Raw genomic sequence first — 22062 nt, 5'->3', positions numbered from 1 at the left:
CTGTTATTGTTATTTTTCTAATAAGAGGCGAGCGCCAGTAAAAAATCAACTTGTTTTTTTACTGGCGGCTGGATTAGCGTCGCCTTCACCCACCCCGTGCCTGGAGAATAAAAATGACTCACTCCACCGAGCAGCAACTGCGCGAAGAGCTTGCGGCCTGCTATCGATTGATCGCGCACTACCGCATGAGCGACCTGATCTTCACGCATATTTCGGTGCGTATTCCCGGGCCGGAACATCATTTTTTAATCAATCCTTATGGGCTGATGTTTGATGAAATCACCGCCTCCAACCTGGTCAAGATCGGCCTGGACGGGCAGGCGGTCGAACCTTCTGCTTATGCCGTCAACCCGGCCGGTTTTGTCATTCACAGTGCCATCCATGGCGCTCGCGAAGATGCCCAGTGCGTGCTGCATACCCACACCCGTGCCGGCTGCGCGGTGGCGGCGCTGGAGTGCGGTTTATTGCCGGTCAATCAGATCTCGATGGAGTTCTACGGCAAGGTGGCTTACCACGACTACGAAGGCATCGCCCTGGACATGGACGAGCAGCGCCGGCTGGTGCAGGACCTCGGCGACAAGCCGGTGCTGATGCTGCGCAACCACGGTTTGTTGACGGTGGGCGCGACGGTCAGTGAGGCGTTTCTGCGCATGTATTACCTGGACAAGGCCTGCGATATTCAGATCGCCGCCCAGGCCTGCGGCAAGCTGGTCCTGCCGTCGGCTGAGGTCTGCGCTTACACCGAGCAGCAATTCAATAACCCCAACCGAGCGTTGGAGGCGGGCGAGCTGACCGATGTGAATGCCATGCAGCTGGCATGGGCGGCGTTGCTGCGGATGCTGGATCGGGTGTCGCCCGGTTACCGCGACTGAGGTAGAGTCGTGCAGCCGACTCAAACGAAGGACACCGCCCCATGACCCAGGAATCGCGTTTCTCCCGCATGGAGCCGCAATTGCGCAAGGCCAACCTGGTCCAGGCGACGCTGACGTGCCTCAAGCGTGACGGTTTCCAGGGCGCTTCGATCCGCAAGATCAGCGCCGAGGCCGGGGTGTCGGTCGGGCTGATCAGCCATCACTATTCGGGCAAGGATGAGCTGGTGGCCGAGGCCTATCGCACCATCACCGCCCAAGTCATGAGCCTGTTGCGCGAGACCATGGCCAAGGCGCCGCCGCAGCCGCGTGAGCGTTTGTCGGCGCTGTTTCGTGGCTCTTTTTCGGCTGAGCTGCTCGACCCGCAATTGCTGGATGCCTGGCTGGTGTTCTGGGGCGCGGTCAAGACCGCACCGGCGATCAACCAGGCCCATGAGCATTCCTACGGCGAGTACCGCACCATCATGCGTTCGGCGTTGGCGGATATGGCCAAAGAGGAGGGCTGGGAGCAATTCGATGCTGATTTGGCCGCTATCGGCTTGAGCGCGTTGCTTGATGGGTTGTGGCTGGAGTCGGGGCTCAACCCCGGCACATTCACGCCGCAGCAGGGCATCCAGATCTGCGAAGCCTGGGTCGACGGCCTGCAAGGCGGTGGTCGCGCGCGCTACCAGCTCAAAGCCTGAGCCTGCGCTTCAGCGCCTGAACGCTCTTTTCGAGCGTTTTTTTTCGCCTTGAAAATATTTGCAGTTTGCCGATTGCCTCCTTGCTGAACACTCGTTTAGTATCTCGCCATGTCGCACCCCTCACGCCAATTAAAATAATTCGAGGAAGCCATGACTACCGATTCGCCCGTGCTCACTCTGGTGCAAGCAGGCGTTGCCTGGATCACGCTCAACCGTGGCCCGCAGCGCAATGCACTCGACATCCCGACCCTCAAACACCTGCATGCCGTGCTCGACGCGTTCAACGCCGACCCCAGTGTGCGCGTGGTGGTGCTCACCGGCAGCGGCCGCAGTTTCTGCGCCGGTGCCGACTTGGCTGAGTGGGCCGACGCCGAGTCCCGTGGCGCCCTGGAAACCTACGGCTGGACCGAAACCGCTCACGGCCTGATGACCCGCCTGCACACCCTCGACAAACCTACAATTGCTGCGATCAACGGCACCGCCGTCGGCGCCGGCATGGACCTGAGCCTGTGCTGCGACCTGCGTATCGCCGCCCAATCGGCGCGCTTCAAGGCCGGCTACACCAGCATGGCGTATGCGCCGGACGCTGGCGCCAGTTGGCACTTGCCGCGCCTGATCGGCAGCGAGCAAGCCAAGCGCCTGCTGTTCCTCGATGAGCTGTGGAGCGCCGAGCGCGCACTGGCCGCCGGGCTGGTGGGCGAAGTGGTCGCCGATGAGCATCTGCACGTTCACACGAGCGAGCTGGCCACGCGCCTGGCCAACGGCCCGACCTTCGCCTTCGCCCAGACCAAAACCCTGATCCGCGAGGGCGCCGGGCGCAGCCTGCCGGAACAGCTCAAGGCCGAACTGGCCGCCGGGCTGTTGTGCGGGCGCAGCGACGACGGCGCCGAAGCGCTGCGTGCCTCGATGGAAAAACGCCTGCCGGTTTTCTCCGGTCGCTAAGCCCACACAGGAAGCCCACACAGGTAGCGCCATGAATTTCCAACTCAGCCAAGAACAAGACATGTTGGTGGACGCGGTACGCAGCTTTGTTGCCAAGGAACTGCTGCCCCATGAGGAAGCGGTGGACCGCGCCGACGCGGTCTCGCCCGAGCTGGCCGCGCAGATTCGCGACAAGGCCGTCGCGGCCGGTTTCTATGCCTTCAACATGCCCGAAGAGGTGGGCGGTGGTGGCCTGGATTACCTGTCTCAGGCGTTGATCGAACGTGAGCTGTCCAAGGTCTCGTGGGCACTGCATGTGTTTGTCGCGCGCCCGTCGAAGATCCTGATGGCCTGTACCGGTGCGCAGGTCGAGGACTACCTGTTGCCGTGCGTGCAAGGCAAGAAAATCGACTGCTTTGCGCTGACCGAACCCGGCGCCGGCTCCGACGCCAACGCGATCAAGACCCGCGCCGTGCGCAGCGGCGATGACTTTGTGATCAACGGCAGCAAGCACTTCATCAGCCACGCCGGCCACGCCGATTTTGCCATCGTGTTTGCCGTGACCGACACCTACGAACACAACGGCCGCCAGCGCAATGCGGTGACCTCGTTCCTGGTCGATCGCGATACGCCCGGCATGACCATCCGCCGTGGCCCCAAGTGCGTAAGTAACCGCGGTTATCACACCTATGAAATGTTCTTCGACGACTGCCGCGTGCCCGCCTCCAAAGTGCTGGGCGAAGTCGGCAAGGGGTGGGAAGTGGCCAATGCCTGGCTCACCGCCGGCCGGGTGATGGTGGCTGCCAACTGCGTCGGCCAGGCCCAGCGTGCGCTGGACGTGTCGCTGCAATGGGCGGCGGACCGCAAACAGTTCGGCCAGCCCATCGGCACCTACCAGGGTGTGAGTTTCAAGCTGGCCGACATGGCCACGCAGATTCGCGCCGCCGAGCTTCTGACCCTGCACACCGCCTGGAAGATGGACCAGGGCAGCATGACCGATGGCGAGGCCGGCATGGCCAAGCTGTTTGCCAGTGAAACCCTCGGCAAGGTGGCCGATGAAGCCGTGCAGATTTTTGGCGGCATGGGCTTGATGGACGAAGGGCCGGTGGAGCGCATCTGGCGTAACGCGCGGATCGAACGGATCTGGGAAGGCACGTCGGAAATCCAGCGGCACATTATTGCCCGTGAACTGTTGCGGCCGTTGTTGCGCTGATCGGCGCGGAGAACGCTTATGTCCCAGGCTATTGGCGACAACCTCAAGCGCCTGCTGGCGCCCCGGCACCTGGCTTTTGTCGGTGGGCGCAGCATGGCCCGCGCCCTCAAGCGCTGCGCCGACGGCGGTTTTACCGGGCCGATGTGGCTGGTCAACCCGCAGCATGACAGTCTCGACGGCATCCCGTGTGTGCGTCGGGTTGCCGATTTGCCTTACGGCCCGGATGCGGTGTTTATCGCGACTAACCGTGAGCTGACCTTGGCCTGTGTCGCCGAACTCGCTGCCATCGGCACCGGCGGCGCCATTTGTTACGCCTCCGGGTTTGCCGAAACGGGCGTCAGTGGTGCGGCCTTGCAACAGCAGCTTATTTCAGCGGCGGGCGACATGGCCTTGCTCGGCCCCAACTGCTACGGCGTGTTGGACTACTTGCACAGCGCCGCGCTGTGGCCGGTGGCCCATGGCGGCAAGGCGGTAGAGAAGGGCGTGGCGGTGCTCACCCAAAGCGGCAACTTCGCCTACAACCTGTCGATGAGCGACCGCTCGCTGCCCATTGCGTATATGGCGTCGGTAGGCAACCAGGCACAGTTGGGGATTGCCGAGCTGATGGACGTGCTGCTCGATGAGCCGCGCGTGACCGCCATCGGCCTGCACCTGGAAGGCTTGAAGAATGTGCCGGGGTTTGCCCGTGCGGCGCACAAGGCGCTGGAAAAAGGCATCCCGATTATCGCGCTGAAAACCGGCGTGTCGCAGATCGGCGCCGAGCTGGCCTTGAGTCACACCAGTTCGCTGTCCGGTTCCGATGCGCTGTACGACAGCCTGTTTGCGCGCCTTGGCGTGATCCGCGTGAGTGGGCCGGTGAGTTTTGTCGAAACCTTGAAAGCCGCGGCCTGCGGCAATCTACCTGGCGGCAATTGCCTGATCGCACTGGCCTGTTCCGGCGGCGACGCGGGGTTGATTGCCGACTACGCCGAGCGCAACCAACTGGCCTTGCCGACACTCGACGCAGGCCAGCGCGCCGAGCTGGCACAGGTGCTGCCCAGCTACGCCAACCTGGTCAACCCATTGGACTTCACCACCGCCATCTGGGGCGACCGCGAAGCGCTCGAACGCATGCTCGAGACGGCCCTGCGCACCGATGCCGATGCGGCGATGCTGGTGCTGGATTACCCGGCCGAATTTACCGGCGAGCGCAAGGAATGCGACCTGTTGCTGGAGCTGTTTTGCGCCGCGCTCAGCCGCCATGGCAAAACCGGGTTTGTCACCTCGGCCTTTCCCGAATTACTGCCGGCCCATGCCCGCGAACGCCTGCATGCCCACGGCATTGCCGCGCTGCAAGGCGTGGAAGATGCACTCGCCGCCTGGGGGCGGATTGCCGACTATCAAAACCATCGTCGTGTGTTGCTCGAACGCGGCGAGTCGATCCTTGCGCCGTTGTGCCCGCAGCCGCTTGCGGGCCATGGCCTGGCGCTGGATGAGTGGGCGTCCAAACAGGCCTTGCGCGCCTTTGGCTTGAGCACGCCTGCGGCGGTGCTGAGCACGCCAGGGCGCGCCATCGCAGACGCCAAACTGTTGGGCTACCCGTTGGTGCTCAAGGCCGTCAGCACCGACCTGCCGCACAAAACCGAAGCCGGGGCCGTCGCGCTCAACCTGCAGGATGGGTTCGCCCTGACCGCCGCGCTTGTGCAAATGCGCGGGCAGATTGCCGCCTATGCGCCGGGCGTGGTCTTCGACCAACTGCTGCTGGAGGCCATGGCTACCAAGCCCTTGGCCGAGTTGATCGTGGGCATCAAGCGCGAAAATAACTTTGGCCTGGCCTTGGTGATTGGCGCCGGTGGCGTCCTGGTGGAGTTGCTCAAAGACAGCCGCAGCCTGCTGCTGCCGACCACCGATGAGGCGATTCGCAACGCCGTGCTCAGCCTGCGCAGCGCGGCCTTGCTGCAAGGTTTTCGCGGGCGTGAAGTGGCGGATATGGATGCGCTGGTGGCGGCCATTCGCGCGGTGGCCGACTACGCCTGCGCCAACGCCGGGCAGTTGCTGGAGCTGGATGTGAACCCATTGTTGGTCAATGCCCACGGCACGCTCGCGGTGGATGCGTTGATTCGCCTAGGAGATGAACATGCAAGATAAGACCCTGACCGGCGGCCAGGCGCTGGTGCGGTTGCTGGCCCATTATGGCGTCGACACGGTGTTCGGCATTCCTGGCGTGCACACCCTGGAACTGTATCGCGGCTTGCCCGGCAGTGGCATTCGCCATGTGCTGACGCGCCACGAACAGGGCGCCGGTTTTATGGCCGACGGCTATGCGCGGGTCAGCGGCAAACCGGGCGTGTGTTTTGTGATCACCGGGCCCGGCGTGACCAATGCCGCTACCGCGATTGGCCAGGCCTATGCCGACTCGATCCCGATGCTGGTGATCTCCAGCGTCAATCACACCGCCAGCCTCGGCAAAGGCTGGGGCAGCCTGCACGAAACCCAGGACCAGCGCGCCATCACCGCGCCGATCACCGCGTTTTCGGCGCTGGCCTTGAGTGCCGAGGATTTGCCCGAATTGATCGCCCGCGCCTATGCAGTGTTCGACAGCGAGCGCCCACGGCCGGTGCACATTTCGGTGCCGCTGGATGTGCTGGCAGCGCCGATCAAGCGCGACTGGAGCCATGAAGTCGTGCGGCGTCCGGGGCGCGGCCTGCCATCGGCCGAGGCGCTGGAGCAGGCCGTGACCAAGCTCGCGGCGGCCAAGCGCCCCATGATCATTGGCGGTGGCGGCGCGCTGGCGGCGAGTGAGGCCTTGCAGCGCTTGAGCACGCTGTTGGCGGCGCCGTTTTTCAGCAGTGTGGCCGGCAAGGGTTTACTGCCGGTGAATGACCCGTTGAATGCCGGTGCCACCCTGTGTGTGGAACCCGGCTGGCAGCTGATCAGCGAGGCGGATGTGGTGTTGGCCGTGGGCACGGAAATGGCCGACACCGATTACTGGCGCGAACGCTTGCCCATCACCGGCGAACTGCTGCGCATCGATATCGACCCGCGCAAGTTCAACGACTTTTACCCCTGCGCCGTGGCGCTCAAAGGCGATGCCCACCAGACCTTGCTGGCCTTGCTCGAGCGTCTGCCGCCGGCACCGCGAAATGCCGATGCGGCCCGCCAACAGGTCGCGAGATTACTTGAGGCGGTGGAGCTGGGGCACGGCCCTTTGCAGTCCATTCACCAGGCCATTCTTGACCGCATCGAGGCGGAGCTGCCCGCTAACGCCTTTATCAGCAGCGACATGACCCAGTTGGCCTACACCGGCAACTACGCCTACCGCAGCCGCGCCCCGCGCAGTTGGCTGCACCCCACCGGCTACGGCACCTTGGGCTATGGCTTGCCCGCCGGCATTGGCGCCAAGTTCGGCGCGCCGCTGCGCCCGGGCCTGGTGCTGGTGGGCGATGGCGGCTTTCTCTACACCGCCCAAGAGCTGGCCACGGCTGTCGAGGAGCTGAACAGCCCGTTGGTGGTGCTGTTGTGGAACAACGACGCCCTCGGCCAGATCCGCGATGACATGCTCAGCCTGGATATCGAGCCCATCGGCGTGCTGCCGCGCAACCCGGATTTTGCGCTGTTCGCCCAGGCGTTCGGCTGCACCGTGAACCAGCCCAAAAACCTGGATGAGTTGCAGACGGACTTGCGCAACGGTTTCAAACGCAATGGCGTGACCCTGATCGAGCTGAAACATGCCTGTGCCTGTTGACCTTTAGAGGAGCAAGACCATGAGCGAAAACAACAACAAAATGACTCAAGCGATGCACCGACGGGACTTCCTCAAACACAGCGCCGTGGCAGGTGCGGTGGCAGCGGCGTTTTCCATGGGCCTGCCGCTGCACGCGTTTGCCGAAGAGGCGACACCCAAGGCCGGCGGCGTGCTGCGCCTGGGCCTGGCCGGCGGCAGCACCACCGATTCCCGCGACCCCGGCTCCTGGGTCGACACCTTCACCTTCGTCGGCTTCTCGGCGGTGTACAACACGTTGACTGAAATCGCCGTCGACGGCACCGCGATCCCTGAACTGGCCGAACGCTTTGAGTCCACCCCGGATGCCCGTGTGTGGACCTTCCACCTGCGCCAGGGCGTGACCTTCCACAACGGCAAGAACCTCAGCGCCGAGGACGTGGTGGCGTCGATCAATCACCACCTGAGCAAAGACTCCACCTCGGCGGCCAAGACCGTGCTCGGCGACGTCGCCAGTGTCAGCGCCAAGGGCAATGATACGGTGGTGTTCGAGCTGCATTCCGGCAATGCCGACTTTGCTTATGTCGTTGCCGATTACCACTTGGTGATCATGCCCGCCAAGGAAGGTGCCGCCGATTGGCAGGTCGGCGTGGGCACCAGCGGTTACCGCCTGAAAAGCTTTGAACCCGGCGTGCGCATGGACCTGGAACGCAACCCCGATTACTGGAAAACCGGCCGTGCACACTTCGCCAGCGCCGAGTTGCTGGCCATCGCCGACGGCGCGGCGCGGGTCAATGCGCTGGTGACCGGGCAAGTGGATGTGATCAACAAGGTCGACCTGAAAACCGTGGCCTTGCTCAAGCGCAACCCGAGCCTTGTGATCGAGGAAACCAAGGGCGCCCAGCACTACACCTTCCCGATGCTGTGCGACAGCAACGCATTCAAGAACAACGACATCCGCCTGGCGATGAAGCACGCGATCAACCGCGAAACCTTGCTGGCTTCGGTATTGCACGGCTACGGCCTGGTGGGCAATGACCATCCGATTCAGCCCGGCAGCCGCTTTATCAACGCCGCCCTGGAGCAGCGCGCTTACGACCCGGACAAGTCACGCTTTTACCTGCGCAAAGCCGGTGTGGAGTCCCTCAAGGTCCGCCTGCAAGCCTCCGATGCCGCCTACACCGGCGCGGTGGACGCCTCGGTGCTGTTCAAGGAGCAGGCGCGCCAGGCCGGTATCGACATCGACGTGGTGCGCGAACCGGCTGACGGGTTCTTCTCCAATGTGTGGATGAAGCAGCCGTTCACCACCTCTTTCTGGTACAGCAGCCTGACCGCCGACCGCATGTTCAGTATCGGCTATGCCAAAGGTGCAGCCTGGAACGAAACCCACTGGGACAACCCACGCTTCAACCAACTGCTCACCGCCGCCCGTGGCGAGATGAACGCACCGCTGCGCCAAGAGATGTACAACGAAATGCAGGCCCTGTGCCGCGATGACGGCGGCGCGATTGTGCCGCTGTTCGCCAGCTCCGTGGCGGCGCGTTCGAACCGCGTGAGGCACGGGCCGCTGACGGCGCCCTATGGCGAACTGGATGGGCTGCGGTTGATTGAGCGGTGGTGGCAGGCATAGAAACCCTCCAAACAATGAAGACTCAATGTGGGAGCTGGCTTGCCTGCGATGGCGGTGTGTCAGGCTAAAAATCTATCGCTGATGTACCGCTATCGCAGGCAAGCCAGCTCCCACACTGGATTTGTGGTGGCTTAGGAGTCAACACCCACATGAATAGTCTGTTGAAACTGGTCCTCCAGAGATTGGCCCTCGGCGTACTGTCTTTGTTCGCCGTCTCGGTGATCATCTTCCTCGCCGTCGGCCTGCTGCCCGGCGATATCGCCCAGGCCATGCTCGGCCAGTCGGCCACGCCGGAAACCATCGCCGCGTTTCGCGCGCAGTTGGGCCTGGATCTGCCGCCGCTGACGCGCTTTGCGCACTGGCTGTTGCGCCTGTTGCAGGGTGATCTGGGCGCGTCACTGGCCAACCAGCGGCCCATCGCCGAGCTGATCGGTGCGCGGCTGGGCAACACCTTGAGCCTGGCCGCCCTGGCGGCGTTGGTGTCGGTGCCCACCGCACTGGTGCTGGGCATGCTGGCGGCGTTGTACCGCAACAGCTGGTTCGATCGCCTGCTCAACACCACGGCGTTGAGCGCGGTGTCGTTTCCAGAGTTCTTTGTCGCGTACCTGCTGATCCTGGTGTTTTCGGTGAAGCTGGGCTGGTTTCCCAGCCTGTCCAACCTGGCGCCGGATGCCACGTTCGGCACGCTTCTGGAGCGCTCGGTGCTGCCAGTGGCCACCCTGAGTCTGGTGGTGATCGCGCAGATGATGCGCATGACCCGCGCCTCCTTGATCAACCTGTTGGCCAGCCCGTATATCGAGATGGCCCGGCTTAAAGGCATCAGCCAAGCGCGGATTATCTGGAAGCACGCGCTGCCCAATGCGCTGGCGCCGATCGTCAATGTGGTGGCGCTGAACCTGGCGTATCTGGTGGTGGGTGTGGTGGTGGTCGAGGTGGTGTTTGTCTATCCAGGTCTCGGCCAGCTGCTGGTGGACTCGGTGTCCAAACGTGACATCCCGGTGGTGCAGGCGTGCAGCCTGATCTTTGCCGCCACTTACATCCTGCTCAATACCGGGGCGGATGTGCTGTCCATCGCCAGCAACCCACGCCTGATGCATCCCAAGGGGTAAGCCATGAGCCTGTTGAGCCAAGTGGCCCGGGCGCCGTTGAGCGCCAAGTTCGGCCTGCTGATTATCCTGTTGTACGTCGCGGTGGCGGTGTTGGCGCCGCTGCTGGCGCCCTATGGCGAAACCCAGGTGGTGGGCGAAGGCTTCGCGCCCTGGAGCGGCCAGTTTTTGCTGGGCACCGATAACCTGGGGCGCGATATGTTCAGCCGTCTGGTGTACGGCGCGCGCAATACCCTGGGCATTGCCTTCCTGACAACGACGCTGGCGTTTCTGCTCGGTGGCTTGAGCGGTTTGGTCGCGGCGATCAAGGGCGGCTGGGTCGACCAGGGGTTATCGCGGGTGGTGGATATCCTCATGGCGATCCCGCAGCTGATTTTTGCCTTGTTGATTCTCAGCGTGGTCGGCACCAACGCCACCTCGTTGGTGCTGGTGATTGCGCTGCTGGATTCGACGCGGGTGTTTCGCTTGTCCCGCGCGGTGGCCATGACCGTGGTGGTGCAGGATTTTGTCGAAGCCGCGCGGCTGCGCGGTGAAGGCTTGTGGTGGCTGGTCACCCGCGAAGTGCTGCCCAATGCCGCGGCGCCGCTGATTGCCGAATTCGGCCTGCGTTTTTGTTTTGTGTTCCTGTTTATCAGCGCGCTGTCGTTCCTCGGCCTGGGCATTCAACCGCCCACCGCCGACTGGGGCAGCATGGTGCGCGACAACGCGGTGCTGATCACCTTCGGCGACATCAGCCCCTTGCTGCCGGCGTTGGCGGTGGCGTTGATCACCGTCAGTGTGAATTTTGTCGTCGACTGGATGCTGCATAAATCCAGCGGCCTGAAGGAGGGTTGAGGATGGACAGGCCATTGCTGGAAATCCGCAACCTGCAGGTGCAAGGGCATTACGAGGATGCCTGGCACCCGTTGATCAAGGGCATTGATTTGACCTTGCAGCGCGGTGAAGTGCTGGGGCTGATCGGTGAGTCCGGGGCGGGTAAATCCACCCTCGGGCTGGCGGCGATGGGCTATGCGCGCGACGGCTGCCGCATCATCGGCGGTTCGGTGTGTTTTGATGGCATCGAGTTGCTGCAGGCTAAGCCAGAAGTCTTGCGCAAGCTGCGCGGCCTGCGCATCGCGTATGTGGCGCAAAGCGCGGCGGCTTCGTTCAACCCGGCGCATCGCCTGATCGACCAGCATGTGGAAACGGCGGTGATCAACGGCGGCATCAGTCGCGCCCAGGCTGAGCGCGAAGCGGTAGAGCTGTACCGCGTGCTGCGTTTGCCCAGCCCGGAGACCATTGGCCAACGCTACCCGCATCAAGTCTCGGGCGGGCAGTTACAGCGGGTGATGACGGCCATGGCCATGGCTTGTCATCCGGATTTGATCATCTTCGACGAACCCACCACCGCCCTTGACGTCACCACCCAGATCGACGTGCTGGCGGCGATCCGCGACGCGGTGAAGACCTTCGGCAGCGCCGCGTTGTATATCAGCCACGATCTCGCTGTGGTCGCGCAGATGGCCGACCGCATCATGGTACTGCGCCACGGCAAGCGGGTGGAGGAGGCCGACACCCGCAGCATGCTCAGCCAGCCGCAGCAGGACTACACCAAATCGCTGTGGGCGGTGCGCAGCTTTCGCACCGAGCCCAAGGCGTGCCCGGTGGCGCAGGTGCCGTTGCTGGAGGTGCGTCAGGCCAGCGCCAGCTATGGGCAGCAGCCGGTGCTGCATGAGGTGTCGATGACGCTGTATCGCGGCCAGACCCTGGCGGTGATCGGCGAGTCCGGCAGCGGTAAAAGCTCCAGCGCGCGCTTGATTACCGGGCTGCTGCCGGCGACGGCGGGGCAGGTGCTGTATGACGGCGAGCCGCTGCCGCTGGACTTTCGGCGGCGCAGCAAAGAGCAATTGCGGCGCATCCAGATGATCTACCAGATCCCCGACACCGCGCTGAACCCGCGCCAGCGCATCGTCGATATCATCGGCCGGCCGCTCACGTTTTACCTGGGCCTCAAGGGCAAGGCGATGCGCGCGCGGGTCGCCGAGCTGCTGGAGATGATTGAACTGGACCCGGCGGTGTTCATGCAGCGTCAGCCCCGTGAATTATCGGGCGGGCAAAAGCAGCGTATCTGTATCGCCCGCGCCTTGGCGGCGGAGCCGCAACTGATCATCTGCGATGAAGTCACCTCGGCCCTTGATCAACTGGTGGCCGAGGGCGTGCTGAAACTGCTCAACCGAATCCAGCAGCAGTTGGGCGTGGCCTACCTGTTTATCACTCACGACGTGGCCACCGTGCGGGCGATTGCCGACGAGGTGCTGGTGATGCAGCGGGGCAGGGTGGTCGACCACGGCAGCCGCCGCGCGATTTTTACCCCGCCGTACCAGGCCTACACCGACCTGTTGTTTTCATCGGAACCGGAAATGGATCCGGACTGGCTCGACCATTTGCTGGCCCAACGGGCGGCGTCCACTGTTTGAGGGAATGCACATGAAGGTGTTGATTGTTCACGCTCACCCTGAGCCGCAGTCGTTTACCGCGGCGCTGCGCGATCAGGCGCTCAGCACGTTGCAAAGCCAGGGCCACGAAGTGCAGGTCAGCGACCTGTACGCCATGCAGTGGAACCCGGTGGCATCGGCCGCTGACTTTTCCACGCGGGAGAATCCGGATTATCTGGTGTATGCCCTGGAGCAGCGCCTGGGCGTGAAAAATCAGTCGATTGCGGCGGACATCCAGGGTGAACTGGACAAGCTGCTGTGGGCCGACCTGCTGATCCTCAACTTCCCGATCTTCTGGTTCTCGGCACCGGCCATGCTCAAGGGCTGGATCGACCGGGTGCTGGTGTCCGGCGTGTGTTACGGCGGCAAGCGTTTTTACGATCAGGGCGGGCTGGCGGGCAAGCGCGCGCTGGTCACCGTGACCTTGGGCGGGCGCGAGCATATGTTTGGTGAGGGTGCCATTCACGGGCCGTTGGAGGAGATGCTGCGCCCGATTCTGCGCGGCACCTTGGCGTATGTCGGGTATGACGTACTGTCGCCGTTTGTGGCGTGGCATGTGCCGTATATCAGTGCCGAGGCGCGGCAAAATTTTCTGCTGGGATATGAACAGCGGCTGCAAGGGCTGGCGGATGAGCAGCCCTTGGTATTTCCGAAGCTGGCGCAGTTTGATGAGGCGTTGTATCCACTGTTCTGAACGCAACGATATTCAAATGTGGGAGCTGGCTTGCCTGCGATGCAGACACCTCGGTGTGTCAGGTACACCGAGTTGATGCTATCGCAGGCAAGCCAGCTCCCACATTTTGATCTGCGTGGATCAGTTGGGTTTGTGCTGTGCCCGCAACCGCTCAGCCGCACTGCGCAGCAATTGCTCGGTCCCGCTCCACCCCAGGCAACCATCGGTCACCGATACCCCGTACTTCATCGACGCACTCAACGGTTGGCAGCCTTCGAACAGATGGCTTTCGAGCATCATGCCGATCAGCGACGTATCGCCTTGCAGGCGCTGTTGCAGCACGTCGTTGAACACTGCCGGCTGACGCAGCGGGTCTTTGCCGCTGTTGGCGTGGCTGCAATCGACCATGATGCGCGCCGCGACCTTGGACTTGGCCAGGTCGTGCTTCACCTGCGCCACGCTTTGCGCATCGTAGTTCGGCCCACGGTGACCGCCGCGCAATACCAGGTGCGTGTCGGGGTTGCCCGGTGTCTGGATGATCGCCGGATGGCCCTGGCTGTCCACCCCGAAGTGACGGTGCGGGTGGGACGCTGAGCGCATCGCATCACAGGCAATCGCGACGCCGCCGTCGGTGCCATTTTTGAAGCCGACCGGCATGCCCAGGCCGCTGGCCATTTCGCGGTGGATCTGCGATTCGGTGGTGCGTGCGCCGATGGCGACCCAGCTGAGCAGGTCATCGAAGTAGCCGGCGGCCATGGGTTGTAGCAGTTCGGTGGCGACCGGCAAGCCCAGGCGCAGCATCTCGCGCATCAGTTCGCGCGACAGCGTGAGGCCGGCGGCCATGTCGTCGCTGCCATCCAGGTGCGGGTCGTAGGCCAGGCCTTTCCAGCCGATGGTGGTGCGCGGTTTTTCGACGTAGGCGCGGATTACCAGCAGCATCTGGTCGCTGACTTCCAGCGCGAGCTTCTTCAAGTTGCGCGCGTATTCCATGGCTGATTCGGGGTCGTGGATCGAGCACGGGCCGACAATCACCAGCAAACGCGAGTCTTGGCCATTGAGGATGGCGCGCACGGCTTGGCGATGGGCGTGGATCTGTTCATTCAGGAACGGGCTCAGAGGCAATTGGTGCTTGAGTTCAAGCGCGCTGGGCAGGCGCTGGGTCAGGGCTTCATTGGCGCTGGACAGGTTGGCAACAGGCAAGGCGGCGGTGGCAGAGTTCATATTCAAGGCTTCCTGGGCAAGCGGCGGGCTGTTCCCGCACGCTCTGCCCTACTGGGGTGTTCGACAATTGGCCGTATTGGCTACGTGTGCTGGCTTGCCACCAATAGGTGACCGATCGGAGGCGGCAGGCTGTCCCGAACGGAGCTTGCTAAATCGCCATGCAGTCGAAGTGTCGTAACGGTAATAGGTGGCGTAGTTCATGTCGTGAGTCCTTTTAGTGTTCGGTGTGAAGCAGAATTATTGGGGCCTGAAAAAACAAAACCCCCGGTCGGGGAGCCGACCGGGGGTTAGATTTCTCTGGTAGGCGACCCCTTGAGTAGTGGGCGCCGATTTCAGGTATCAGGCGCGCCAGTGGCTAAACCAATACCCAAAATAAAAGCTGACCAGTGCGCTCAAACCGCTCACACGGGTAGCCGACACCGAGCGCGGGGCGCTGGCAGCAGGGCAAACCTGAGTGTGGGTGAGTTGCAACATGGTGTGTCTCCAAATGATGGGGGGAGCTTACTAGAGGCACGCGTGTGGGTTCAATCAGTAATTTCTATCGCGTGACCTACTTACGGCTATGGGGTGAGTACCGATATGCTGTTCACACGTTAATAATGATTGCCAGGACGCGACCATGACTGCCTTGACCCTCGCCGCTGCTCAAACCACCTCCATCGCCGGCGACGTGCCGACCAACCTCCAGCGGCATTTGGCGTTTATGCAGGCAGCGGCGGAGCAGGGCGTGCAATTGCTGGTGTTTCCGGAACTGTCGTTGACCGGCTATGAGCCGGCCCTGGCAGCCCAACTGGCGATTGCTCCCGAGGACGCGTTGCTGGCACCGCTGCGCGAGATGGCGCAGGAACTGCGAATGACCGCAGTGGTGGGCATGCCGATTCGTCTGGCACCTGCGACGGGTGTGTTTGTCGCAGCCCTGGTGCTGGGCGCGGACGGTTCGCTGGCGGTTTACACCAAGCAACATCTGCACCCGGGCGAAGAGGTGGCGTTTGTCGCAGGGCAGGGCGGCGCAGCACTCGAATGGGCGGATGATCGGATTGCACTGGCGGTCTGTGCGGATTTTTCCCACGCCAGCCATCCGCGTCTGGCAGCAGAGGCCGGTGCTACGGTGTACGCCGCCGGTGTGTTGATCGGCGAAGGTGGGTACGCAACCGACAGCGCGCTGCTTCAGGGGTATGCCGCCGAGCATCGCATGCTGGTCCTGATGGCCAACCATGGTGGTCCGTCCGGCGGCTATACCTGTGCAGGGCGCAGCGCTATCTGGACTGCGGATGGGCGCCTGCTTGCCGGCGCACCGGGCATTGGCGAGGCCCTGGTGATTGGGCGTCGCGACGGCCAGCACTGGACTGGCCAAGTCGTAGCCCTCTGAAATGGTTTTTCACCTGCGCGCGGCGACGGACCGTGACCTGCCATTCGCGCGAACGCTGACCCATGAAGCCATGAATCGCTACTACCTGCAGTACGATTTGTTGTGGTCTGACCATGGCTTTGATGTCGCCTGGGCTTCGCGTGAAAACTGGCTGATTTGCCAGGGTGAAGCCGTAATGGGGTTTATCAGCGTCAGCCGTGACAACCGGGCGCTTTATATTCGCGAATTGCACCTGCTTGAGCGCTGTCGTAAACAGGGCGCGGGCAGTTGGGTGTTGCAGCAGATGGTACTCAAGGCGCACGCGCAGGGCTTGGGCCTTTTACGCTTGACCGTGTTCAAGACCAATCCGGCGAAGCGCCTGTATCAGCGCCAGGGTTTGAGCATTGTCGGGGAGGAGGATTGCTTTTGGCGCATGGAGCGCGAGTGTCAGGCTGGCGCTGTGGACTAAATCAAGCACAGCGTAGGAATAAGCGCATACTGCGCTCAGGACACGCTGCTTGGATCGCGGTGTTGAGCCACGGGCTCATCCACGATAATCCCTTCTTTCATGCCCAGCAGGACCGCTACTTTATGGGCTTCCCCACGCCGTCCCTTTTTACGCCCAGCGAGCACTTGATACGTGGTGGCCGGATCAACGCCATGTTCACGTGCGAACGCTTGAACTGACTTTCCTTGATGTTCCAGCCAAGCCTTGGCTTGTGCGGCAGTACGGATTCCGGGCATAGTTCAAAACCGTTCAAGTTTGTGTAAAACGAGATGAGTGTGTCACCTCTTGGGGTGTGCCAGATAGGATGATACATCCAAATGAGTGGAATCGGTTCGCGTTTAAGGCAAGAAAGAGAGCGACTTGGCCTGTCGCAAAAAGTGTTTGGTGAAATTGGAGGGGTTGAGGCCAATGCCCAGGGCAAATATGAAAATGGAGGGCGGGCGCCCAAAGCCGACTACCTGTCACGGGTAGCCGAAAAAGGCGTGGACATCTTGTATGTCCTGACCGGCAATGCCACGCCGATTCAATTGGAAAACCTCAGCCAGATCGAAGAGAAGGTGTTGGTCGATTATCGCGCCATGTTCAAGGAAGACCAGGATGCAATCCGCCGCCTGACCTCCACCCTGGCCGAACATTCAGTCGCGTTGAATGGGAAAATCAAACCGCAACCCCAGGATTCCTGACCTTTTACCCAGGAAACAGCGCTGCTCGTCATCCGATGGGCAGCCTTATCGCGTTGAAACTCTATATATATGACGCTTGCAGCTAGGTCTGCGCCTTGGTTTTTTGCTAAGGTGTTCAGCAACCTATAAGACCATATCGCGAGGTGTCTGCTTGATTAGGGTGCTAGTAGTCGATGACCATGATCTCGTTCGTACGGGCATTACACGAATGCTGGCTGACATCGATGGCCTGCAAGTAGTCGGCCAGGCCGAATCGGGGGAGGAATCCCTGATCAAGGCCCGGGAGTTGAAACCCGATGTGGTATTGATGGACGTCAAGATGCCCGGGATTGGCGGTCTTGGCGCCACGACCAAATTGCTGCGCAGCCATCCGGACATCAAGGTCGTGGTGGTCACTGTGTGCGAGGAAGATCCGTTTCCTACCCGGCTTCTGCAAGCGGGAGCCGCCGGCTACCTGACCAAGGGCGCAGGCCTGGCCGAGATGGTGCAAGCCATACGCCTGGTATTTGCCGGCCAGCGCTATATCAGCCCGCAGATTGCCCAGCAGTTGGCGATCAAATCGTTCCAACCGACCAGCGACTCGCCGTTTGATGCGTTGTCGGAGCGGGAAATCCAGATCGCCTTGATGATTGTCGGCTGCCAGAAAGTCCAGACAATCTCCGACAAGCTGTGCCTCTCGCCTAAAACCGTCAACACCTACCGCTATCGTATTTTCGAGAAGCTCGCCATCAGCAGTGATGTTGAATTGACCCTGCTCGCGGTACGCCACGGCATGGTGGACGCCAGCGCCTGACATGACCACACCGTTTGATCCGAGTGCCTTTCTCTCAACCTGCAGTGGCCGCCCTGGCGTGTACCGCATGTTCGACAGCGAGGCACGCCTGCTTTACGTGGGCAAAGCCAAGAACCTGAAGAACCGCCTGGCGAGCTACTTTCGCAAGACCGGGCTGGCGCCGAAAACCGCCGCGCTGGTGGCGCGTATCGCCCAGGTTGAAACCACCATCACCGCCAATGAAACCGAGGCGCTGCTGCTGGAGCAGACGCTGATCAAGGAATGGCGGCCGCCCTACAACATCCTGCTGCGTGACGACAAATCCTACCCCTATGTGTATTTGTCCGACGGTGACTTCCCGCGCCTGAGTATTCACCGAGGCGCGAAGAAGGCCAAGGGCAAGTATTTCGGCCCGTACCCGAGCGCCGGTGCGATTCGCGAAAGCCTGAGCCTGCTGCAAAAGACTTTTTTTGTGCGCCAGTGCGAAGACAGCTTCTACAGGAACCGCACGCGGCCGTGCCTGCAATACCAGATCAAGCGTTGCAAGGCGCCCTGTGTCGGCTTGGTTGAAGCGGCGGAATACGCCGAAGATGTGCGCCATTCGGTGATGTTCCTCGAAGGGCGCAGCAATGCCCTCACCGATGAACTCTCAGGCGCCATGGAGCAGGCCGCCAGCACCCTGGATTTCGAACGGGCTGCCGAGCTGCGCGACCAGATCTCGCTGTTGCGCCGCGTGCAGGACCAGCAAAGCATGGAAGGTGGCACCGGTGATGTCGACGTGATCGCCGCCTTCGTCAACCCCGGCGGCGCCTGCGTGCACCTGATCAGCGTGCGTGGCGGGCGAGTGCTGGGCAGCAAGAATTTCTTCCCGCAGACCGGTATCGACGAGGAAGTGGCCGAAGTCATGGCGGCGTTCCTTGGCCAGTACTACGTGAGTAGCCCCGAGCGCGACTTGCCGTCCGAACTGATCGTCAACGTGGTGCATGAGGACTTCCCCACGCTCATCGAGGCGATCCACGGATTGCGCGGCCGTGAACTGGACATCAGTCACCGTGTACGCGGCACCCGCGCGCGCTGGCAACAATTGGCCGTGACCAATGCCGAACAGGCCCTGGGCGCACGCCTGGCCAATCGTCAGCACGTTGCCGCACGTTTCGATGCCCTGGCCGAAGTCCTTAACCTGGATGAACCGCCCCAGCGCCTGGAGTGCTACGACATCAGCCACTCCAGCGGCGAAGCCACCGTGGCTTCCTGCGTGGTATTCGGGCCGGAAGGACCGATCAAATCCGATTACCGGCGCTACAACATCGAAGGCGTCACTGCCGGCGATGACTACGCTGCCATGCACCAGGCGCTCACACGGCGCTTCAGCAAACTCAAGGACGGCGAGGGCAAGCTCCCCGATATCCTGCTGGTAGACGGCGGCAAGGGCCAGTTGTCCATGGCCCGTGACGTGCTCAACGAGCTGGCGGTGCCTGACCTGATCCTGCTTGGCGTGGCCAAGGGCGCCACGCGCAAGGCCGGTTTCGAGACGTTGTACTTGAATGATGCCGCCCATGAGTTCACTTTGAAGGGCGACTCACCCGCGCTGCACCTGATTCAACAGATTCGCGACGAAGCTCACCGCTTTGCCATTACCGGCCACCGTGCCCGCCGTGGCAAAACCCGGCGAACCTCAACGTTGGAAGGGGTGGCAGGCGTTGGCCCGACCCGCCGTCGCGACCTGCTTAAACATTTTGGTGGCTTGCAAGAGCTATCCCGTGCCAGCATTGACGAAATAGCCAAAGCACCCGGTATCAGTAAAAAGCTCGCAGAATTGATTTATGCAAGTCTGCACAGCGAATAGAATGCCTTCTCACCTCGTAGCCAGTTGTGCCGATGAATATCCCTAATCTGATCACCGTTCTACGCGTCCTGCTTATCCCGATTTTCATTTTGTTGTTCTATTTGCCCTACGAATGGAGCTACGCCGCCTCCAGTTCGGTGTTTGCCTTCGCTGCTGCCACCGACTGGCTTGATGGCTACCTGGCACGCCGCCTGGAGCAAAGTACGCCATTCGGCGCGTTCCTCGACCCTGTGGCCGACAAGCTGATGGTCGCCGTGGCCCTGGTCCTGCTGGTGCAGGAACATGGCAACCTGTGGCTGACCCTGCCGGCTGCCGTGATCATCGGCCGCGAGATCGTCGTCTCGGCCCTGCGCGAATGGATGGCCGAAATCGGCGCCCGCGCCCACGTGGCCGTCTCCAACATGGGCAAATGGAAAACCGCCGCGCAAATGCTTGCGCTGGTGATTTTGCTGGCCAACCCATCGGACTTCTCGATGTGGGTGCTGATTGGTTACGCTTTGCTGCTGATCGCCGCCGGCCTCACGTTGTGGTCCATGCTTCAGTATTTGCGCGCTGCCTGGCCGCATCTGCGCACCACCGTTGAAAAGAAATAAAACTTTTTTGAATCAAGGGGTTGACGGGGGTTCTGGATTCTATAGAATGCACACCACCAAGACGCGGGAATAGCTCAGTTGGTAGAGCACGACCTTGCCAAGGTCGGGGTCGCGAGTTCGAGTCTCGTTTCCCGCTCCAAACACAAAGAAAAAGCCACTCTAACGAGTGGCTTTTTTTTGCCTGGGATTTAAGGAATAGACGCTTCGGCGTCTTTTTTTTGGACGACAGCGGGTAACCGCCGAGTTCCAGCGCCAATGTTCTGCGCGCATATTGCCTCAGTCGCCACTTATGTGTCGGCGCACGTCGAGCAGATCCTGTCGGATCAGGGTATCGGCACGGTGGGAGATGATCAGGCTGCCGATGGGAAATCGGGTTAGGAGAGTCGCTAAGGCGGGCATGGGAATACGTGGATTCTCCACGGAGATGGGCTTGGTACTCTAGCAAGGTAGAGCGTTTGAGGCCTCGGTCATAATCACGCTCACAACGCGACGACTTGTAGAACCATCCAGCTCACGGCAATGAGCTCAATTCTGTAGGAAAACAGGTAGCTACGTCGCGTCCCGCAGACTAGCGCGCAAGGATCTGGCTGGTTTCCTTGACCACAAACAGAAGGCAGCGCATCGCCTCACGATCCCTGTCCGACAATGAACGGTAGTAGTGCACCAGCCGCTCTTCCTCTCGATTGAGCTGGCGAGGTCGCAGGGATGTGCCGGTGGCTGTACGCAGTGGAGGAGAGAATGAGGCGTTTGACATGATCCTGGCTCTTCATGAGATGAATGTAGGCGTGGGCTTCTTGCCCAGAACATCTCAATAAATAACGTTAATCGTGGAAGTAGGCTCGTCATTTTTTGCGATTGCGAAGTCTTTCGGAAGGGGATGTCGGAAGGGGTTGGTAGAAGTGTAAGAGTGGTCTTTCGATAGAGGTAAAAAAGATACGCGATTGGGGAGCGGTTCTGTCAATTTGACGTCCATGTCTCATTCCGTCAGCGACACCTTTGCTGAGCCGGCATGTGGAATAGAGCCAATCTGGACTGCTTGTGGGAAAACTCGACAATCGCTTGTCGAAAGTTCCCGAGCGTGCTTCAGGGGCTAGTAAAAATTGATTGAGATGCCTCATTCTTGCGATGAAGGAGCTAAGTGCACGTTTTGTAGCACTTTGACCTCATGAAATGGAATTTATGTACTTTGGGTGGTGGTCTGTATCGCGCCGGTCAAGGATGTGGGTTCCAGTCTTGCTTGCTTTGCAGCAGTAACTGCTGTTGAAGAGGTATCTGGAGGGGTGGGTCATGGCTTCAAATAGCTTTCAAAATGAAGTGCCTAAAGCACGGGTCAACATCAAACTTGATCTGCACACGGGTGGGGCGCAAAGAAAAGTTGAGCTGCCACTTAAGCTGATGGTGCTGGGTGATTACAGCAACGGCAAGGAACAACGCTCGCTGTCCGAAAGAAGTAAGGTCAACATCAATAAAAATAACTTCGACAGTGTCATGGCTGAGTTCTCTCCTGGCCTGAAGTTTTCGGTGGCGAATACGCTGGCCAATGACGATTCAGAAGCCTCTGTCGAGTTGAAGTTTCAGCGCATGAAGGATTTCGAGCCGGAGCAAGTAGTGCGGCAGATCCCGCAGCTGCGTGCCCTGTTGGCCATGCGCAACCTGCTGCGCGATCTCAAGTCCAACCTGCTGGATAACGCAACCTTCCGTCACGAGTTGGAGAGCATTTTGAAGGATGACGCATTGAGCGATGAGCTGCGCGCTGAACTGGCTGCGCTCGCTCCGAGCGACGATCGTTAATCTATCTCGGTTCGCTTAATAAGGAAGTTAT

The 22062-nt window shown here is 61.2% G+C and carries 20 protein-coding genes and 1 tRNA gene; 19 read left to right on the top strand and 2 right to left on the bottom strand.

The window, feature by feature from the left end; all coding sequences use genetic code 11:
- The first annotated feature begins 113 nt into the window (after positions 1-113).
- The 11 genes from QF043_RS18190 (at position 114) to QF043_RS18140 (ending at position 13290) form a co-directional block, all read left to right on the top strand.
- A complete protein-coding gene (locus QF043_RS18190) occupies positions 114-872 on the top strand; it encodes a class II aldolase/adducin family protein (RefSeq protein ID WP_307419647.1) in 759 nt (252 codons plus the stop codon).
- 41 nt (positions 873-913) lie between these two features.
- The gene (locus QF043_RS18185; RefSeq protein ID WP_069787296.1) at positions 914-1552 is read left to right on the top strand and encodes a TetR family transcriptional regulator C-terminal domain-containing protein; all 639 of its coding nucleotides are present in this window, start codon (positions 914-916) and stop codon (positions 1550-1552) included.
- A gap of 150 nt (positions 1553-1702) precedes the next feature.
- A complete protein-coding gene (locus QF043_RS18180) occupies positions 1703-2494 on the top strand; it encodes an enoyl-CoA hydratase/isomerase family protein (protein WP_307419646.1) in 792 nt (263 codons plus the stop codon).
- Between the two features lie 31 nt (positions 2495-2525).
- Positions 2526-3686: an acyl-CoA dehydrogenase family protein gene (locus QF043_RS18175; RefSeq protein WP_307419645.1), complete on the top strand. Its 1161-nt coding sequence runs from the start codon at positions 2526-2528 to the stop codon at positions 3684-3686.
- A gap of 18 nt (positions 3687-3704) precedes the next feature.
- Positions 3705-5813 (top strand): acetate--CoA ligase family protein, encoded by a 2109-nt coding sequence (locus tag QF043_RS18170; protein WP_307419644.1) that lies wholly within the window; start codon positions 3705-3707, stop codon positions 5811-5813.
- Positions 5803-7410: a 5-guanidino-2-oxopentanoate decarboxylase gene (locus tag QF043_RS18165; protein WP_307419642.1), complete on the top strand. Its 1608-nt coding sequence runs from the start codon at positions 5803-5805 to the stop codon at positions 7408-7410. Before QF043_RS18170 ends, QF043_RS18165 begins: the two co-directional genes overlap by 11 nt.
- 19 nt (positions 7411-7429) lie before the next feature.
- On the top strand, positions 7430-9016 hold the full coding sequence (locus QF043_RS18160) for an ABC transporter substrate-binding protein (RefSeq protein ID WP_307419641.1): 1587 nt from the start codon (positions 7430-7432) through the stop codon (positions 9014-9016).
- A 149-nt stretch (positions 9017-9165) separates the two neighbouring features.
- The gene (locus QF043_RS18155; protein ID WP_307419639.1) at positions 9166-10125 is read left to right on the top strand and encodes an ABC transporter permease; all 960 of its coding nucleotides are present in this window, start codon (positions 9166-9168) and stop codon (positions 10123-10125) included.
- A 3-nt stretch (positions 10126-10128) separates the two neighbouring features.
- Positions 10129-10956 carry an ABC transporter permease gene (locus QF043_RS18150; RefSeq protein WP_307419638.1) on the top strand — a complete coding sequence of 276 codons (828 nt, stop codon included), beginning with the start codon at positions 10129-10131 and terminating at the stop codon, positions 10954-10956.
- A gap of 2 nt (positions 10957-10958) precedes the next feature.
- Entirely contained in the window at positions 10959-12578 is a 1620-nt protein-coding gene (locus QF043_RS18145) for an ABC transporter ATP-binding protein (RefSeq protein WP_307419637.1), read from the top strand.
- A 10-nt stretch (positions 12579-12588) separates the two neighbouring features.
- A complete protein-coding gene (locus tag QF043_RS18140) occupies positions 12589-13290 on the top strand; it encodes an NAD(P)H-dependent oxidoreductase (protein ID WP_307419636.1) in 702 nt (233 codons plus the stop codon).
- Positions 13291-13410: 120 nt separating this feature from the next.
- Here QF043_RS18140 and QF043_RS18135 read toward each other — a convergent pair whose 3' ends face one another.
- Positions 13411-14490: a 3-deoxy-7-phosphoheptulonate synthase gene (locus QF043_RS18135; protein WP_307419635.1), complete on the bottom strand. Its 1080-nt coding sequence runs from the start codon at positions 14488-14490 to the stop codon at positions 13411-13413.
- Between the two features lie 619 nt (positions 14491-15109).
- Here QF043_RS18135 and QF043_RS18130 point away from each other — a divergent pair.
- Positions 15110-15859 (top strand): carbon-nitrogen hydrolase family protein, encoded by a 750-nt coding sequence (locus QF043_RS18130; RefSeq protein WP_307419634.1) that lies wholly within the window; start codon positions 15110-15112, stop codon positions 15857-15859.
- Position 15860: 1 nt separating this feature from the next.
- The gene (locus tag QF043_RS18125; RefSeq protein WP_307419633.1) at positions 15861-16307 is read left to right on the top strand and encodes an N-acetyltransferase; all 447 of its coding nucleotides are present in this window, start codon (positions 15861-15863) and stop codon (positions 16305-16307) included.
- A gap of 35 nt (positions 16308-16342) precedes the next feature.
- Here the strand turns inward: QF043_RS18125 and QF043_RS18120 are convergent, their stop codons facing one another.
- Complete coding sequence (locus QF043_RS18120; protein WP_307419631.1) at positions 16343-16582, bottom strand: DNA-binding protein; 240 nt, start codon at positions 16580-16582, stop codon at positions 16343-16345.
- 81 nt (positions 16583-16663) lie between these two features.
- Between QF043_RS18120 and QF043_RS18115 the strand changes: the two genes are divergently transcribed.
- From QF043_RS18115 to tssB, 6 genes are all read left to right on the top strand, one after another.
- Positions 16664-17029 (top strand): helix-turn-helix domain-containing protein, encoded by a 366-nt coding sequence (locus QF043_RS18115; RefSeq protein WP_307419630.1) that lies wholly within the window; start codon positions 16664-16666, stop codon positions 17027-17029.
- Positions 17030-17180: 151 nt separating this feature from the next.
- Positions 17181-17822, top strand: coding sequence for a UvrY/SirA/GacA family response regulator transcription factor (gene uvrY / locus QF043_RS18110; protein ID WP_003190387.1), 642 nt, complete (start codon positions 17181-17183; stop codon positions 17820-17822).
- A gap of 1 nt (position 17823) precedes the next feature.
- Entirely contained in the window at positions 17824-19647 is a 1824-nt protein-coding gene (uvrC, locus tag QF043_RS18105; RefSeq protein WP_307419629.1) for an excinuclease ABC subunit UvrC, read from the top strand.
- Positions 19648-19679: 32 nt separating this feature from the next.
- Complete coding sequence (pgsA, locus tag QF043_RS18100) at positions 19680-20240, top strand: CDP-diacylglycerol--glycerol-3-phosphate 3-phosphatidyltransferase (RefSeq protein WP_056858037.1); 561 nt, start codon at positions 19680-19682, stop codon at positions 20238-20240.
- A gap of 63 nt (positions 20241-20303) precedes the next feature.
- A tRNA-Gly gene (locus tag QF043_RS18095) sits at positions 20304-20379 on the top strand.
- Between the two features lie 1148 nt (positions 20380-21527).
- Positions 21528-22031, top strand: coding sequence for a type VI secretion system contractile sheath small subunit (tssB, locus tag QF043_RS18090; protein ID WP_307419627.1), 504 nt, complete (start codon positions 21528-21530; stop codon positions 22029-22031).
- The last annotated feature ends 31 nt before the right edge of the window (positions 22032-22062 follow it).

Origin of the sequence: Pseudomonas sp. W3I7, from assembly GCF_030816095.1 — a bacterium.
Taxonomy (GTDB): domain Bacteria; phylum Pseudomonadota; class Gammaproteobacteria; order Pseudomonadales; family Pseudomonadaceae; genus Aquipseudomonas; species Aquipseudomonas salomonii.
Note: the sequence above shows the minus strand (reverse complement) of the source record. Positions and strands in the feature narration are given on the sequence as shown.